At 65.0% G+C, this 15,129-nt stretch carries 12 protein-coding genes; 5 read left to right on the top strand and 7 right to left on the bottom strand.

What is annotated here, in order from left to right; translation table 11 throughout:
* Nucleotides 1-181: 181 nt before the first annotated feature.
* Nucleotides 182-1,999, bottom strand: coding sequence for an allophanate hydrolase (gene atzF / locus IVA88_RS17510; protein ID WP_247498482.1), 1,818 nt, complete (start codon nucleotides 1,997-1,999; stop codon nucleotides 182-184).
* A gap of 193 nt (nucleotides 2,000-2,192) precedes the next feature.
* Entirely contained in the window at nucleotides 2,193-2,687 is a 495-nt protein-coding gene (locus IVA88_RS17515) for a MarR family winged helix-turn-helix transcriptional regulator (protein WP_247498483.1), read from the bottom strand.
* A 152-nt stretch (nucleotides 2,688-2,839) separates the two neighbouring features.
* Here IVA88_RS17515 and IVA88_RS17520 point away from each other — a divergent pair, with 152 nt between their 5' ends.
* Complete coding sequence (locus IVA88_RS17520; RefSeq protein ID WP_247498484.1) at nucleotides 2,840-4,690, top strand: feruloyl-CoA synthase; 1,851 nt, start codon at nucleotides 2,840-2,842, stop codon at nucleotides 4,688-4,690.
* A 280-nt stretch (nucleotides 4,691-4,970) separates the two neighbouring features.
* On the opposite strand, the gene IVA88_RS17525 is transcribed toward IVA88_RS17520, so the two are convergent.
* Nucleotides 4,971-5,474, bottom strand: a complete 504-nt coding sequence (locus IVA88_RS17525) for a MarR family transcriptional regulator (protein ID WP_247498485.1) — start codon at nucleotides 5,472-5,474, stop codon at nucleotides 4,971-4,973.
* 83 nt (nucleotides 5,475-5,557) lie between these two features.
* Between IVA88_RS17525 and IVA88_RS17530 the strand changes: the two genes are divergently transcribed.
* From IVA88_RS17530 to IVA88_RS17540, 3 genes are read left to right on the top strand one after another with little or no spacing between them, the layout of a single operon-like run.
* Entirely contained in the window at nucleotides 5,558-6,778 is a 1,221-nt protein-coding gene (locus IVA88_RS17530; protein WP_247498486.1) for a cytochrome P450, read from the top strand.
* A gap of 11 nt (nucleotides 6,779-6,789) precedes the next feature.
* The gene (locus IVA88_RS17535) at nucleotides 6,790-7,113 is read left to right on the top strand and encodes a 2Fe-2S iron-sulfur cluster-binding protein (protein ID WP_247498487.1); all 324 of its coding nucleotides are present in this window, start codon (nucleotides 6,790-6,792) and stop codon (nucleotides 7,111-7,113) included.
* A gap of 55 nt (nucleotides 7,114-7,168) precedes the next feature.
* Nucleotides 7,169-8,380, top strand: coding sequence for an ABC transporter substrate-binding protein (locus IVA88_RS17540; RefSeq protein WP_247498488.1), 1,212 nt, complete (start codon nucleotides 7,169-7,171; stop codon nucleotides 8,378-8,380).
* A gap of 174 nt (nucleotides 8,381-8,554) precedes the next feature.
* Here the strand turns inward: IVA88_RS17540 and IVA88_RS17545 are convergent, their stop codons facing one another.
* Nucleotides 8,555-9,817, bottom strand: a complete 1,263-nt coding sequence (locus IVA88_RS17545; RefSeq protein WP_247498489.1) for an NAD(P)/FAD-dependent oxidoreductase — start codon at nucleotides 9,815-9,817, stop codon at nucleotides 8,555-8,557.
* Nucleotides 9,818-10,114: 297 nt separating this feature from the next.
* On the opposite strand from IVA88_RS17545, the gene IVA88_RS17550 reads away from it, so the two are divergent.
* Nucleotides 10,115-11,287 carry an ABC transporter substrate-binding protein gene (locus IVA88_RS17550; RefSeq protein ID WP_247498490.1) on the top strand — a complete coding sequence of 391 codons (1,173 nt, stop codon included), beginning with the start codon at nucleotides 10,115-10,117 and terminating at the stop codon, nucleotides 11,285-11,287.
* Nucleotides 11,288-11,460: 173 nt separating this feature from the next.
* Here the strand turns inward: IVA88_RS17550 and IVA88_RS17555 are convergent, their stop codons facing one another.
* The 3 genes from IVA88_RS17555 to IVA88_RS17565 are packed head-to-tail and all read right to left on the bottom strand — an operon-like array spanning nucleotide 11,461 to nucleotide 15,121.
* Nucleotides 11,461-13,332, bottom strand: a complete 1,872-nt coding sequence (locus IVA88_RS17555; RefSeq protein WP_247498491.1) for a sugar phosphate isomerase/epimerase and 4-hydroxyphenylpyruvate domain-containing protein — start codon at nucleotides 13,330-13,332, stop codon at nucleotides 11,461-11,463.
* The gene (locus IVA88_RS17560; RefSeq protein ID WP_247498492.1) at nucleotides 13,329-14,387 is read right to left on the bottom strand and encodes a Gfo/Idh/MocA family oxidoreductase; all 1,059 of its coding nucleotides are present in this window, start codon (nucleotides 14,385-14,387) and stop codon (nucleotides 13,329-13,331) included. Before IVA88_RS17560 ends, IVA88_RS17555 begins: the two co-directional genes overlap by 4 nt.
* A complete protein-coding gene (locus tag IVA88_RS17565; RefSeq protein ID WP_247498493.1) occupies nucleotides 14,384-15,121 on the bottom strand; it encodes an ABC transporter ATP-binding protein in 738 nt (245 codons plus the stop codon). The genes IVA88_RS17560 and IVA88_RS17565 overlap by 4 nt, the downstream gene beginning before the upstream one ends.
* Nucleotides 15,122-15,129 lie beyond the last annotated feature (8 nt).

Raw genomic sequence — 15,129 nt, forward strand, 5'->3', positions numbered from 1 at the left:
GATCGCCAGCGGCCTGTCGCGGGGTGCAAACCGCGGCAGGCCATTCCTCACGGAACGAGTCGAGAATAAACCATCGCGCTATTACAAGGGTGGGCAAAGGCGCGCTTGCGCCGTGCCCACCAGCTTTCCGCGACCGCAAAAGAAGTGGTGGGCACGCTTCGCTTTGCCCACCCTACGAGCGCTACGCCGTCGCAGCGTCCGCCATATACGCGCGCCAGCCACCATAGGCCGTGATGTCGCGCGCTTCGCCCAGCACTTCGGGCTCGACAAGAAAGCCTTTCACATTGCGGCCATCCGCGAGCCGGATCGTGCCGATCGCCATTGGCGCGGGAATCGCGTTGACGAACTTGCCGAAGGCGGACGACGATAGCGACCAGATCTCCAGCTCGATTGACGCGCCCTTGCCGGCTTCGACGCGCAGCATGCCCGGTTTCGGCGGCGTGGTCTTCAATGCGTAGAGTGTGTAGTCGGGCGCGGTCCTGGTCGCCTCGATCAGGTGCCCGTTCAGCGCTTTCAACTCGCCGTTCAACGCCATGCCGGAGAGATGGGCGCCGACGACGGCGATCGGAATCTCGTCGATGCGGTTTGCGGCAAGCGGCGCCAGCGCAGCTTGCGCCACGCCCTTTGCGCCAAGGGTCAACTTGGTATCCGCATGGAACACGCGACCGATGCTCGCGAGCAGCGCATCCTGGCCGGTGGGCGCAAGAAGCGTGATGCCGAACGGGATGCCGTCAGTACGCATCGCCGCCGGCAGCGCCAGACCGCAGAGGTCGAGCAGATTGACAAAGTTGGTGTAGGTGCCGAGCCGGCTGTTGAGCTCGATCGGGTTGGCCAGCACCTGCGCGGTCGTATAGGCCGTCGGCGCCGTCGGCAGCACCAGCGCGTCGATATTGGTGAAGGTGCGTTCGGCGATCTTGCGCAGGCCTTGCAGGCGATAGAGCGCGGAGAAGGTGTCCGCCGCCGTCAGCCGCGCGCCGGCCGTGGTGATCTCGCGCGTCACGGGATGGATCGCATCCGGCGCGGAGGCGAGCAGGTCGCGGATCACGAGATAGCGCTCGGCGACCCACGGCCCTTCGTACAGCAGCCGCGCCGTCTCGTAGAACGGCTCGAGGTCGAACTCGACGAGCGTTGCGCCAAGCGCGGTCCAGCGCTTCAACGCATCGGCGTAGGCCGCTTCCGCCTTCTTGTCGCCGAAGAAGATCAGCTGTCCGCTGCGCGGCACGCCGAGGCGCAGGTTTGCCGGGAGCGGGGTGATCGCGCCAAGCGGCCGGTCGCGCGAGAACGGATCGGCCTGGTCGGGACCTGCCATCACGGAGAGTGCCAGCGCAGCGTCGTCCACGGTCAGCGCGAACACCGAGATACAGTCGAGCGTCCGGCAGGCCGGCACCAGGCCGGCGGTCGAGATCATGCCGAGGCTTGGCTTCAGCCCGACGATGTTGTTGAGCATCGCCGGCACCCGCCCGCTGCCGGCGGTGTCGGTGCCGAGCGACAGTGGCACCAGCCCGGCGCCGACGGCGGTGGCCGATCCCGAGCTCGATCCGCCGGGGATGAGGTCCTCACGGATCGCGTTTCTGGGGATACCGTAGGGCGAACGCACGCCGACAAGGCCGGTTGCGAACTGGTCGAGATTGGTCTTGCCGATGACGATGGCGCCGGCGGCGCGCAGCCGCTGAACCGCGGTCGAGTCATGTGTCGGGGTGTACGAGAAGGCCGGGCACGCCGCGGTGGTCGGAAACCCCAGCGCGTCGATATTGTCCTTCACCACGACCGGCACGCCATAGAGCGGCAGGCTGGCGGCGTCCTTGGCGCCGAGCTTCTCGGCTTCCGCGATAGCGTCCTTTTCGTCGCGCAGGCTGATGAAGATGGCGGGATCGTTGTGGTCGCGGATGCGCTGATAGCTGCGCGCGACCGTCTGTGCCGGCGTGAGCGTGCCCGCGCGATGCGCCGCCACGATCGCGGCGATCGTTTCAGGCTGCTCAGCCCCCGTTTCAGCCCTCATGACGACAAACTCCGGCTACGTCTCTTCACCCGGATCGAAGCAAGCGATGTGCCATTGTGTACAGAATCCGGGCAGGACAAGTACTCCGGATATTATCGAGGAATCAGTGCCTTGTGGGATATTTCGGGGATCAGGCGGGCCGCCACGCCATCGCCCTGTCAGGAGCATTTGCGCAAACATTAGGCAGTCTGGATCAGGTGAAGTCAGCGAGGATTCGCAGCAGCCGCTCGCGGTTCTCCTTGCCGATCTTTTCCTCGACATGCCGCTCGTGCTCCGCAGCGAGGCGCTTGAATTTTGCCAGCGCCGTCTCGCCCTGCGGCGTGAGATGCAGGGCGTGGGAACGCCGGTCTGTCTTCGACTTGACCCGCCTGACCAGCTTGCGCTGTTCGAGGCTGTCGAGCAGATGCACCAGCCGCGCGCGCTCGATGCCGAGGCGCTTGGCCACCGCCATCTGCGACAGGCCGGGATTGGCGCCGATCACCGTCAGCACCGAATATTGGGTCGGCCGGATGTCGACATTGCCGAGCGTCTTGACGAAGTCCTGGAAAATCCAGATCTGGAAGCGCCGCACCGCATAGCCTGCGTGCCCGACCAGCGCGTCGAGCCCGATCTCGTCCGCGTCGATGGACCGCGCGGCGCCGTTGCCGGCGCGTTTGCGCGCGGAAGTCCGGGCTGCAGTGGCTGTCACGTCATGTCTCCTGCCGGACCATTCTTGTAGCGTCTTCGCCACACCAGTGAAAGATTGTTGTTGACGACAACAATTGTCCTGCCCAACATTATGGCCAACGCGGCCCGCGACGAGGCCGCGGCCGATCCCGGCTTCCGGGCGAGGAGGAAACCATGACAGGCGCCCCACGCGGTGATGCTTCCAGCCTGTTCGCGCCGCCCAGAACCGTTGCCGAGCATCGCGCGGACGGCAGCATCGTGCTGCGCTCGCCCGAGCCCCTGCGCGATGGCGCGCGCTGCGTCGGCGACTGGCTGGAGCAATGGGCGCGGCAGAGGCCTGATGCGATCTTCCTCGCGGAGCGCAGCAGTACCCAATCGCCATGGACCACGGTCACCTATGGGCAGGCGCTGCGCCAGGTGCGGGCGGCAGCGTCCTGGATTCTGGCGCAAGGTCTCAGCGCCGAACGCCCGCTCGCGATTCTCTCCGACAACAGCATCGATCATGCGCTGCTCGCACTGGCGGCCCAGCATGTCGGCGTGCCCTCGGCGGCGATCTCGCCAGCCTATTCGCTGATGTCAAAGGATTTTGACAAGCTCAAGAGCATGATCACGCTGCTTGAGCCCGCCGCGATCTATGTCTCCGCGACGGGCCCGTTTGCGGCAGCGCTGGCCGCGATCAAGCCCCTGCATAGCGCGCAGATCATCAGCGGCAATGCCGACGATATCGACGCGCTGGCCTTCCGCACCATCGTGGCAACGCCCGAGAGTCCGGACGTCGCAAAGGCCTTCGCCGCGGTGACGCCGGATACGATCGCAAAATTCCTGTTCACTTCCGGCTCGACTGGCACGCCGAAGGCCGTCATCAACACGCAGCGCATGCTGACCTCCAGCCAGCAGGCCAAGGCGCAGACCTGGACTTTTCTCGAACAGAGGCGCGATGATCTCGTCATTCTCGACTGGCTGCCTTGGAGCCACACCTTTGGCGCCAACCACAATTTCAATCTCGTGCTGCGCAATGGCGGCTCGCTCTATATCGACGGCGGCAAGCCCGCGCCCGGTCTCTTTGCGACATCACTCGCCAATTTGAAGAGCGTGATGCCGACGGTCTATTTCAACGTGCCGCGCGGCTTCGACATGCTGATCGCGGCGCTGCGCGGCGACGAGGATCTGTGTCGCCGCTTCTTCGGCGAGGTGAAATTCGCGTTCTACGCCGGTGCGGCGCTGCCGCAGAATCTCTGGGACGCACTCGAACAGCTCTCGATCAAGACCGTTGGCCGCGCGATGCCGATGGTCTCGGCGTGGGGTTCGACCGAGACGTCGCCGCTGGCGACCGACTGCCATTTCCTCGCGGAGCGTTCGGGCAATATCGGCGTGCCCATTCCCGGCACGGAATTGAAGCTTGTCCCCTCCGGCGACAAGCTGGAGGTGCGGGTGCGCGGCCCCAACGTCACGCCGGGGTACTGGAAGGCCCTAGAGCTGACCAGGCAGGCCTTTGATGACGAGGGCTTTTATCTCATCGGTGATGCCGTGAAGTTCGCCGATGCCGAACGTCCCGAGCGCGGCCTGTTCTTCGACGGGCGCGTCGCGGAGGACTTCAAGCTCAATTCCGGCACCTGGGTCAGTGTCGGCACGCTGCGCGTCGCCGGCATCGCCGCGCTGGCGCCGCTCGCGCAGGACATCGTCGTCACCGGTCATGGCGGCGACGAGGTGCGCTTCCTGGTGTTTCCAAACATCGCTGCATGCCGCGCACATGCCGGCCTGCCAGAGACCGCAGGCGTGAACGACGTGCTCGTGCATGACAAGGTCAGAGCCGCGATCGCGCAGGGTCTTGCGAAACTGAAGCAACAGGGCGCCAACTCCTCCGCCCACGCCACGCGCGCCCTGCTGCTCGCCGAGCCGCCCTCGGTCGATGGCGGCGAGATCACCGACAAGGGCTACATCAACCAGCGCGCGGTGCTGACGCGCCGTGCCGACGCGGTGGCGCGGTTGGATGACGATCTCTCGAACGAGTGGATCGGTCTGTAGCGGTTGGTTGGACCGTACCCGGACGCAGCGCCGTACGCAGTGATGCGCTGCGGAGCCGGCCCATTTTCATGAAACAGGCCAGCCAACCTGCCGCATTATCCTGCAGGATTCTTTTGTTGCCTAAGCAACTATTTTGTGCGAACCGTTTAGCCAAGGATGACGGTGGGAGGAACCGCCGCGTCGAATTTCGGAGGACGCAATGCTCGGCAGAGAGGGTGCCGCGGGCGAACGCTGGCGCATGCCCGGAAATGACAGGGGACGGCGCCCGGTTCGCGACCCGTCAAGTGTCGGTGCTGCCCGTCACGGCGCCGAGATTCTCGTGCAGGCGGCGCAACAGCTCGATCAGCACCTCGCGCTCGTCCTTGTTGAGGCAGGACAACAGGCGCCGTTCGCGCTCGAATGCCGCGACGATCACCTTGTCATGAGTGGCGCGGCCCTTCGCCGTCAGCGAGATCGAATGGGTGCGCCCGTCATTGGGGTCGGTGCGGATCGACACCAGCCCTCGCTTCTCGAGGCCGGCCAGCGTCCGGCTCACCGGACCTTTGTCGAAACCGATGACGTGGCAGATGCGCGAGGCCGGAATGCCGGGCTCGACCGCCAGCAGCGACATGATCCGCCATTCCGTGACGTTGACGCCGAACTGCCGCTGATAGAACGCGGTGGCGCTGTTCGAGAGCTTGTTGGCGATGAAGGTGATGATCGCGGGGACGTAGCGATCGAGATCGAGCGTCGGTCCCGTCTCCGCGGGCGCAGGCTTTTGGCGAGATCTGGTCGAAGGCGGCATATCGGGGTTTTAACTCGCGGAATGTCCGCAGACCTAAGGGCATGCGCTCGCGTTTCACAAGATCAAAATGAGGGAGGACTTCAATGAGTGCATCCGGCTCCTCCGTATCCGCCGGCGACGCGGCTGTCCCGCATCTTGATGTCGATCCGTTCGCGATGAATTTTTTTGCCGATCCCTATCCCACGCATGAGTTGCTGCGGGAGGCCGGGCCCGTCGTCTATCTCGACAAGTGGAACGTCTATGGCGTGGCGCGCTATGCCGAGGTCCATGCCGTGCTGAACGATCCCGCGACGTTCTGCTCCAGCCGCGGCGTCGGCCTCTCCGACTTCAAGAAGGAAACGCCGTGGCGGCCGCCGAGCCTGATCCTGGAGGCCGATCCGCCCGCGCACACCCGCACCCGCGCCGTGCTGTCAAAAGTGCTGTCGCCGACCGTGATGAAGCAGGTGCGCGACCGCTTTGCCGCAGCGGCGGAGGAACGGGTTGATGCTCTGCTGGAGAAGCGCAGCTTCGATGCGATCACGGATCTCGCGGAGGCCTATCCGCTCTCGATCTTCCCGGATGCGCTCGGCTTGAAGCCCGAAGGCCGCGAGCACCTGATCCCCTATGCGAGCCTGGTGTTCAACGCCTTCGGTCCGCCTAACCAGCTGCGGCAGGACGCGATCGCGCGCTCGGCGCCGCATCAGGCCTATGTCACCGAGCAGTGCCAGCGCGAGAATCTTGCGCCCGGCGGCTTCGGCGCCTGCATCCACGCCCGTGTCGATGACGGCGAGATCAGCGCGACCGAGGCGCCGCTGCTGGTGCGATCGCTGCTGTCCGCCGGCCTCGACACTACCGTCAACGGCATTGGCGCCGCCGTCTATTGCCTCGCGCGCTTTCCCGACCAGTGGCAGCGCTTGCGCGATGATCTCACGCTCGCGCGCAACGCCTTCGAGGAGGCGGTGCGGTTCGAGAGCCCGGTGCAGACGTTTTTCCGCACCACCACGCGCGAGGTCGAACTGTCAGGTGCGAGGATCGGCGAGGGCGAGAAGGTGTTGATGTTCCTCGCCGCCGCCAATCGCGATCCGCGGCGCTGGGACAAGCCCGACAATTACGACATCGCCCGTCGCAGCTCCGGCCATGTCGGCTTCGGCTCCGGCATCCACATGTGCGTCGGCCAGCTCGTCGCGCGCCTTGAGGGCGAGGTGATGCTGACCGCACTGGCGAAGCGCATCGCCCGAATCGAGATCACGGGCGAGCCGAAACGCCGCTTCAACAACACGTTGCGCGGGCTCGACAGCCTGCCTGTGACCATCACTCCGGCCTGACGAGGAGTTTCATGCCCGCCATCACCTTCATCCATCCCGACGGCAAGTCCGACCATATCGAAACAAGTGACGGCGAGAGCGCCATGCAGGCTGCGACCCGTCACGGTCTCGACGGCATTCTGGCCGAATGTGGCGGCAACGCCATGTGCGCAACTTGCCACGTCTATGTCGACGAAGCCTGGCTCGCGCGCCTGCCGGCGCTGGCTGATGACGAGGACGCCCTGCTCGAGGGAACCGCGACCGAGCGGCTGCCGAACAGCCGGCTGTCCTGCCAGATCATGATCACGCCCGCGCTCGACGGGCTGGTGCTGCGACTGCCGGAGCGGCAGGTCTAAGTCTCGACCGGGCCGGCAAGGACCGGCGCGGCAACAGATCAACGGGGAGGGAACGATGAAGCATCTGAAGCGGACGCTTGCACTGGCCGCGAGTTTGATTTGCGGCGCGGCAAATGCCGAGATCTCGGACAATGTCGTGCGCGTCGGCGTGCTCAACGACATCTCCGGGATCTTCCAGGACACCAACGGCATGGGCTCGGTCGAGGCCGCGCGCATGGCGGCCGAGGACTTCAACGGCGGCGGCAAGGGCATCAAGGTCGAGATTGTCTATGCCGATCACCAGAACAAGGCCGACGTCGGTAACGCCATCGCGCGCAAATGGCTCGATGTCGAGGGCGTCGACGCCATCGTCGACGTGCCGAACTCGGCGGTCGGTCTCTCTATCAACACGCTGCTGCGCGACAGCCGCATGACGTTCCTGGCGTCGTCCACGGCGAGCTCGGACCTCACCGGCAAGGCCTGCTCGCCCAACACCATCCAATGGGTCAACGACGCCTGGGCCACGGGCAACACCACGGCGGCCGCGATGATGTCGCGCGGCGGCAAGGACTGGTATTTCCTCACGGTCGACTATGCGCTCGGCAAGGGCATCGAGGCGGAAGCCCAGAAATACATCGAGGCGCATGGTGGCAAGGTGTTGGGCTCCAGCAAGCATCCGCTCGGCACGTCCGACTTCGCGTCCTTCCTGTTGCAGGCGCAGGGCTCGAAGGCGCAGGTGATCGGGCTCGCCAATGCCGGTGGCGACACCATCAACGCGGTGAAGCAGGCCGCCGAGTTCGGGATCCAGCAGGGTGGACAAAAGCTCGTCGCTTTCCTGCTCTTCATCAATGACGTCCACGGCATGGGCATCAAGGTCGCCCAAGGCCTCCAGCTCATGGAAGCCTTCTACTGGGACATGAACGACGACACCCGCGCCTTCGCCAAGCGGTTCGCTGCGCGCCCCGGCATGAACGGCAAGATGCCGAGCGGCAACCAGGCCGGGGTCTATGCATCCACGCTCGCTTATCTCAACGCGGTCGCCGCGGCCGGCAGCGACAATGCCAAGGACGCCGTACCCGAGATGAAGAAGTTCAAGGGCAAGGACAAGCTGTTCGGCGACACCACGATCCGCCAGGACGGCCGCGTCGTGCATCCGATGTATCTGTTCGAGGTGAAGAAGCCGGAGGAGTCGAAATATCCGTACGACTATTACAAGCTGGTCTCGACCATTTCGGCGGAGCAGGCGTTCCGCCCGCTGGCGGAGGGTGGGTGCGAGCTGGTGAAGTAGGACAAGCTATTGCGGCGAGCGCTGCTGCACCCTCGCCCCTTGTGGGAGAGGGTGGCTTCGCGAAGCGAAGTCGGGTGAGGGGTTCTCTCCTCACGAACAATTCTCGGATGTGGAGAAAGACCCCTCATCCGGCGCTTCGCGCCACCTTCTCCCACAAGGGGAGAAGGAAGAAAGCTACACCACCTTGCTGCTTCCCTGCGTGATCAGCCGCGCGGCGCGCTGGTCGCGGGCGTAGATCCAGAGCCAGCTCAGCGCGACGCTGAGGCGGTGGCGCAAGCCGATCAGGAAGTAGATATGGGCGATGCCCCAGATCCACCACGCGATAGTGCCGCGCAACTTGATGCGGCCGAAGTCGATCACCGCGAGCCGCTTGCCGATCTGCGCGAGGCTGCCGGAGTGCTTGTAGCGGAACGGGCCTGTCGGCTGCTTGCGCAGCCGCGCCTTGATGGTGTCGGCCACGTGACGGCCCTGCTGCTTGGCGGCCGGCGCGATCCCGGGCACAGGCTTGCCGCCCCAGGCGTTGATCACAACAGTGTCGCCGATCGCAAAGATTTCGGGATGACCGGGGATCGTGAGATCGGCCTCGACTTGCACGCGTCCGGCGCGGTCGGCCGGCGCGCCCAGCCATTCAGCCGCGGGCGAGGCGCGGACGCCGGCGGCCCAGATCTTGGTTTTGGCATCGAGCCGCTTGCCGCCGAACACCACGCCGTCGCGGTCGATTTCGGTGACGGCTTGGCCAAGCACGACCTCGACGCCGATCTTTTCCAGCGAGGCCTGCGCATAGGCCGAGAGGTCGTCGGCAAACCCTGCGAGCACGCGCGGCCCCGCCTCGATCAGCACCACGCGCGCCTTGGTCGTGTCGATGTTGCGGAAATCCTGCGGCAGGGTCTGGTGTGCCATTTCGGCGATGGTGCCCGCGAGTTCGACCCCGGTGGGACCGGCGCCGACGATCACGAAGGTCAGCCGTGCCGCGCGCCGAGCCGGATCGGTTTCGCGCTCGGCGCGCTCGAATGCCACCAGGATGTGACGGCGCAGTGTGGTTCCGTCCTCCAGCGTCTTCAGGCCCGGCGCGAACTGCTCCCATTCGTCGTGGCCGAAATAGGCATGCCGCGCGCCCGTGGCGAGCACCAGCGTGTCGTAAGGCACCTGGCTGCCGTCGTCGATCAGCACGCAGCGCCTCTCGGCATCGACGCCGCTGACGGTCGCAAACAGCGTGGTTACGTCGCGCCGGTCGCGCATCAGGTTCCGGATGGGCCAGGCGATCTCGCTGGTGGAGAGCGAGGCGGTGGCGACCTGATAGAGCAGCGGCTGAAACAGATGATGGTTGCGACGGTCGATCAGCGTGATCTCGACCGGGCTGCCGGCGAGCCGGTGGGTCGTCTCCAGCCCGCCGAAGCCGGCTCCGACGATGACGACGCGGTGCGGTGTCGTGGTCATGATGCGCCCTCCGAATCTCGCTGCTCTACTCTCCCATTAAGTGCGGATTGGGCTCCGTGGTCCAATAGAGGTCATCAATCGCCGAATAGGCCAAGCGTATTGATAGCCCGCGAAAAAGCGCCGCAGCCCTCGACGAAGTAAGTAGAATTATATTTCTTGCTATCGCCGATGGGGGCGAAATATGGTGCAGGGGCGGGCGCTGAGCCATTGGCGGCGCGACAGATTTTGCGTTCAATAGAGATGACCCGGGGCGGCGATCACCCCGCTTCCGGGCAAATAATATGGAGGGGAGTGGCTATGAGGACGGCATTCTGGCTGGCGGGCGCAGCGGCGCTGGTGCTGGCAAGCCCGGCATTCGCCGGCGACACCATCAAGATCGGCTTCGTTTCGACCTTCAGCGGCCCGACCGCCGTGATCGGAAACGACATGCGCAACTCGTTCGAGCTCGCGCTGGATCACATCGGCCGCAAGATGGACGGCAAGTCGGTCGAGGTGATCTACGAGGACGACGGGCAGAAGCCCGATGTCGGCAAGCAGAAGACCGAGAAGCTGGTGCAGTCCGACAAGGTCGATTTTATCGTCGGCTATATCTGGTCGAACGTGCTGCTGGCCTCGCTCAAGACCGCGGTGGATTCGCAGACCTTCCTGATCTCGGCCAATGCCGGTCCGTCGCAGCTCGCCGGCGAGCTTTGTTCGCCCTACGTGTTCTCGACCTCCTGGCAGAACGACCAGACGCCGGCCGCGATGGGACTCTACATGAACCAGAAGGGCGTCAAGAGCGTGTTCCTGATCGGTCCGAACTACGCCGCCGGCAAGGACATGCTCGCGGGCGTGAAAAGCACGTTCAAGGGCGAGGTCAAGGGCGAGGAATACACGGTCTGGCCGAGCCAGCTCGACTTCTCCGCCGAGCTCTCCAAGGCGCGCGCCTCGGGCGCGGAGTCGATCTTCGTGTTCTATCCCGGTGCAGCCGGCGTGCAGTTCCTCAACCAATATGCTCAGGCCGGACTGAAGGGCACGATGCCGCTCTATACGGCCTTCACCGTCGATGAGCTGTCGCTGCCGCTGCAGAAGGAGAACGCGCTCGGCGTGCCCGGCGCGCAGGAATGGGTGAATGACCTGCCCAACGAGCAGAACAAGCGCTTCGTCGCCGACTATCGCAAGAAGTACACCGGCCAGCGCCCGACCTACTACGGCGCGCAAGCCTACGACGCGGCCCAGCTCATCAACAGCGCGGTGGTCGCGGTCAAGGGCGACACCAGCAAGAAGGACGCGATGAAGGCCGAGATGGAGAAGGCCAATTTCAAGTCGCTGCGCGGCCCCTTCAAGTACGGCAAGAACCACATCCCGGTGCAGAGCTTCTATCTCCAGGACGTGGTCAAGGACGCCGAAGGCCAGCTCTCGCTGAAGACGGTCGCGACCATCGTCGAAAACGACCAGGATCGCTTCCACGACAAATGCGCGATGAAGTAGCCACAAGCACGATGCCCCTTCTCCCCTTGTGGGAGAAGGTGGCGCGAAGCGCCGGATGAGGGATTTGTTTCCGCGTATTTAAAAGTAAGAGGTCTCGCGCGGAGAGAACCCCTCACCCGTCTCGCCGCTTTGCGGCGAGCCACCCTCTCCCACAAGGGGAGAGGGAAAGTAAGCTACACCCGCGGCATGCTCGCAGGCCGCACCTCGCGGGCTTGCGCCGCGAGCCTGATGCCGGCATTGGCCGCGCCAAAGCCCTGATAATCCCTTCGCTCCACGATCTCGAAGAAGAAGCGCTCGTCGAAAATGTGCGTGTAGACCTGGAAGAACTCGCCGTCGCCTTCGCGATCATAGAGAATGTGGTTGGCGCGCAGCTGCGCCACCAGGTCCGGCGCGAGGTCGTATTTGGCTTCGATGTCGTCGTAGTAATTATCAGGGATATCGAGGAAATCCGCGCCGCGCTTGCGCATCTCCGCGACCGCCGCAAAAATGTCCCGGCATGTGAACGCGATATGCTGCACGCCTGAGCCGAAAAATTCCGAGATGAAGCGGGCCGGCAGCGTGCGGTTGGCGGATGAGCCGTTGAGCACGAAACGCAGGCTCTGGTCGCCGTTGATGACGGCCTGGCTCTGCACGAGCCCTCTGGGATCGGCGATCTCCATCTGCGGCAGTCGCTTGAGGTCGAGGATGCCGGTGTAGAACAGCAGCCAGGACAGCATCTCGTCATAGGGCATCGACTGCGCGATGTGATCGACCGCCAGCAGGGCGTCCGCGCCGGCGTCGCTCGGGACCTGTTCGAAATCCGTGTCCCAGTTCTTGCCGGCTTGATCCAGAAAATACAGCAGGCTACCGCCGACGCCGTGGATCGCGGGAATCTCCAATTCGCCCGGCCCGACCGGCTGGTAGAAGGTGCGCGCCTTCAGCGTCTCGGCGCGTTGCATGGCGAGGCCGGCATTGTCGACATCGAGCGCGATGGCGCAGACGCCGGGGCCGTGCGTCACGTAGTGCGAATGCGCAAAGCCGTCGGTCTCGGAGTTGATGACGAGCTCGACCTTGCCCTGCGACCAGCGCTCCACCGCCTTGCTGCGATGCTTGCCGCTTCTGCGGAAGCCGAGCTGTGCGAGCAGGTGACCGAGCTCGCCCGCCTTGGTTTCGTTCACGGCAAACTCGATGAAGCCGGTGCCGCGACTTTTGGCCTTCGATGCCAGGGGCTCGCTGATGAGCTTGGGCCAATCCGGTGCAAGCTGGTCCTCCAGCAGGATCAGCGAACGCAGGCCGTCGACCGCGGTCTGGGCGGCCGAGCCGGCGCGGAACTGGTCGTTGAAGATCTCCAGCGACAGCGGCCCGGCATAGCCGGTCGCCGCGACCGCCGCCATGAACTCGCCGACCGGAAGATCGCCCTGGCCGGGGAAGGAGCGGAAGTGCCGGCTCCACGACAAGATGTCGAGCTCGAGCTTCGGCGCATCAGCAAGCTGAACCAGAAAGATCTTGTCGCCGGGGATCGAGGCCATCGCGCGGACCGGAAAGCCGGGGGCCAGCGCATGAAAGCTGTCGAGGATGATGCCGATCGCCGGGTGATCGGCGCGTCGCACGATTTCCCAGGCGTCGCGGTAGTCGTTGACGTGGCGTCCCCAGGCCAATGCCTCGTAGCCGACGCGCAAGGACCGTTTGGCCGCACGCTCCCCAAGCTCGCGAAAATCATCTGCGGCGCGGTCGACGCCGCCAAGCGACGCCGGCGAGACGTTGGAGCAGATCAGCAGCAGGTCGGTGCCGAGCTCCTGCATCAGGTCGAACTTGCGTTCGGCGCGGGCGAAGTTGCGCGAACGCTGCGGTTCCGGCATGCCCTCGAAATCGCGGAACGGCTGAAACGCACAGATATCGAGATTGAGGTCCTTGCACAGCAGCGCCACCTGGCGGGGGCTTGCGCCGAACGACAGCAAATCGTTCTCGAAAATCTCGACCGCGTCGAACCCGGCGGATGCGATGGCGCGGAGCTTTTCGTCGAGGGCGCCGGAGAGGGAGACCGTTGCGATCGAGCGTTTACTCATGCTGCCTGCTCCATGATCCGCCCCGGTGACACCTTTTGGCCCGTGCGCGCGGCTTCGCTGACGGCTTCGACGACGGCGAGCGTTCCCATCGCGTCTTCAACTGAGATCAGAGGCGGCTCGCGGCCCGCAATGACGGCACAGAAATGCCGAAGCTGCTCGGCCAGCGGATCGAACGACGGGGGAGCCATGGTCTCGCGGGACAGCGGCGCGTGCCAGCCGGGACTGTCGGAATAAGACCACAGCTCCATGGTCGGCACGGCGAGCGAGCCCTCGGTGCCGGAGAGGACGTAGCAAGGCTGGTCCTGTTGGGGATAGACGGGGTTCTCACCCGACGTCAGTTCCCAGCTCCACGGCGCCGGGGTCGCGTCCGATACCGTCACTGTCCCCAGCGCGCCATTGGCAAAGCGCAACAGCAGTGCGGCGGTGTCTTCGACGGCAAAGCCGCGGACCATGTTCGAGGTCAGCGCCTGCACCTCAACGATCTCGCCGCAGACGAAGCGGAGATTGTCGATGTCGTGGATCAGATTGATGAGCAGCGGCCCGCCGCCCTGCTCACGCCGCCAGGCGACCTCGAAATAGTCGTCGGGTTTCCTGAGCAGCCACAGTCCGACGATTGCGGTGAGCCGGCCGAGCCTGCCGTTCGCGACCGTCTCGCGCGCGGCCTTGATGATCGGGTTGTGCCGGCGGTGATGGCCGACAAGCATCGGAACGCGGCTCCGCTTGATCGTCGTGTATAGCCGTTGCGCGGCCGCGACCGTATCGGTCACCGGCTTCTCGATCAGCGCCGGCACGCCGGCCTCCGCGCAGTCGACCGCCATCTGGAGATGCAGTGCGTTCGGCGAGGCGATGATCAGCCCGTCCGGCTTCCCCTCCGCCAGCAGCGCACGATGGTCCGCAAACCAGGGCGTGTTGCGCGCCTGCGCATGGTCCTTCGCGGCCGGTGAGGGATCGGCAATACCGGCGAGCACGCAATCCTGAGAGGCGTCGATCAGCGCGATATGGCGGCGGCCGATCAGGCCGGCGCCGGCAACGCCGATGCGCAACCGCGTGCTCATGCCGCGCTCTCCTCCATGGCGCCGCCGAGGAACAGTTGCCCAATCCGCGGATCGTTCAGGATGCGCTCGGCCTTGTCGAGCATGCGGGTCTGGCCGAGTTCGAGCACGATGCCGATGTCGGAAATCTGCAGCGCCGAGCGTGCGTTCTGCTCGATCATCAGGATGGTGACGCCGCGGTCGCGCAGGGATTTCAGGATGTCGAAAGTCTGCTGCACCATCAGCGGCGACAGGCCGATCGAGGGCTCGTCGATCAGCACCAGTTTTGGCTCGAGCAGCAGCGAGCGGGCGATTTCCAGCTGCTTCTGCTCGCCGCCGGACAGCGTGGAAGCCTGCTGCGTCGATTTCCGGCGCAGCGCCGGGAACAGGTCGAGCGCGGCCTCGATCCTGCTCTGCAGGTCGATGCCCTTCCCCGCGGAAACGCCGCCGAGCTCGATGTTGTGGCGCACCGACAGCTCGGGAAAGATGTTGCGGCCCTGCGGCACGTAGCAGATACCGGCATTGAGCAGCGCGCGCTGGCTCAAATTGGTGACGTCGCGACCGGCGAAGCTGATCTTGCCGTCGCGCAGCTTCAGCAGGCCGAAGATGGCCTTGAACACGGTCGACTTGCCGGCGCCGTTCGGGCCGATGATGGTGGTGATGGTCGCCTGCGGCACGGCGAAAGTGGTGCCGTTCAGGATCGTCATCTTGCCGTAGCCGCCGACGAGATTGTGAACCGAGAGGATCGGGTCGCTCATGATGGCTC

The sequence above is a fragment of the Bradyrhizobium sp. 149 genome, assembly GCF_023073915.1.
Classification (GTDB): Bacteria; Pseudomonadota; Alphaproteobacteria; order Rhizobiales; family Xanthobacteraceae; genus Bradyrhizobium.

Bases quoted from the DNA above. Each gene is read 5' to 3' on its own strand.
- IVA88_RS17535 (WP_247498487.1), top strand. From the start codon at position 6,790: ATGCCCGCCATCACCTTCATCCATCCCGACGGCAAGTCCGACCATATC.
- IVA88_RS17520 (WP_247498484.1), top strand. From the start codon at position 2,840: ATGACAGGCGCCCCACGCGGTGATGCTTCCAGCCTGTTCGCGCCGCCC.
- IVA88_RS17550 (WP_247498490.1), top strand. From the start codon at position 10,115: ATGAGGACGGCATTCTGGCTGGCGGGCGCAGCGGCGCTGGTGCTGGCA.
- IVA88_RS17565 (WP_247498493.1), bottom strand. From the start codon at position 15,121: ATGAGCGACCCGATCCTCTCGGTTCACAATCTCGTCGGCGGCTACGGC.
- IVA88_RS17555 (WP_247498491.1), bottom strand. From the start codon at position 13,332: ATGAGTAAACGCTCGATCGCAACGGTCTCCCTCTCCGGCGCCCTCGAC.
- IVA88_RS17525 (WP_247498485.1), bottom strand. From the start codon at position 5,474: ATGCCGCCTTCGACCAGATCTCGCCAAAAGCCTGCGCCCGCGGAGACG.
- atzF (WP_247498482.1), bottom strand. From the start codon at position 1,999: ATGAGGGCTGAAACGGGGGCTGAGCAGCCTGAAACGATCGCCGCGATC.
- IVA88_RS17545 (WP_247498489.1), bottom strand. From the start codon at position 9,817: ATGACCACGACACCGCACCGCGTCGTCATCGTCGGAGCCGGCTTCGGC.
- IVA88_RS17560 (WP_247498492.1), bottom strand. From the start codon at position 14,387: ATGAGCACGCGGTTGCGCATCGGCGTTGCCGGCGCCGGCCTGATCGGC.
- IVA88_RS17540 (WP_247498488.1), top strand. From the start codon at position 7,169: ATGAAGCATCTGAAGCGGACGCTTGCACTGGCCGCGAGTTTGATTTGC.
- IVA88_RS17530 (WP_247498486.1), top strand. From the start codon at position 5,558: ATGAGTGCATCCGGCTCCTCCGTATCCGCCGGCGACGCGGCTGTCCCG.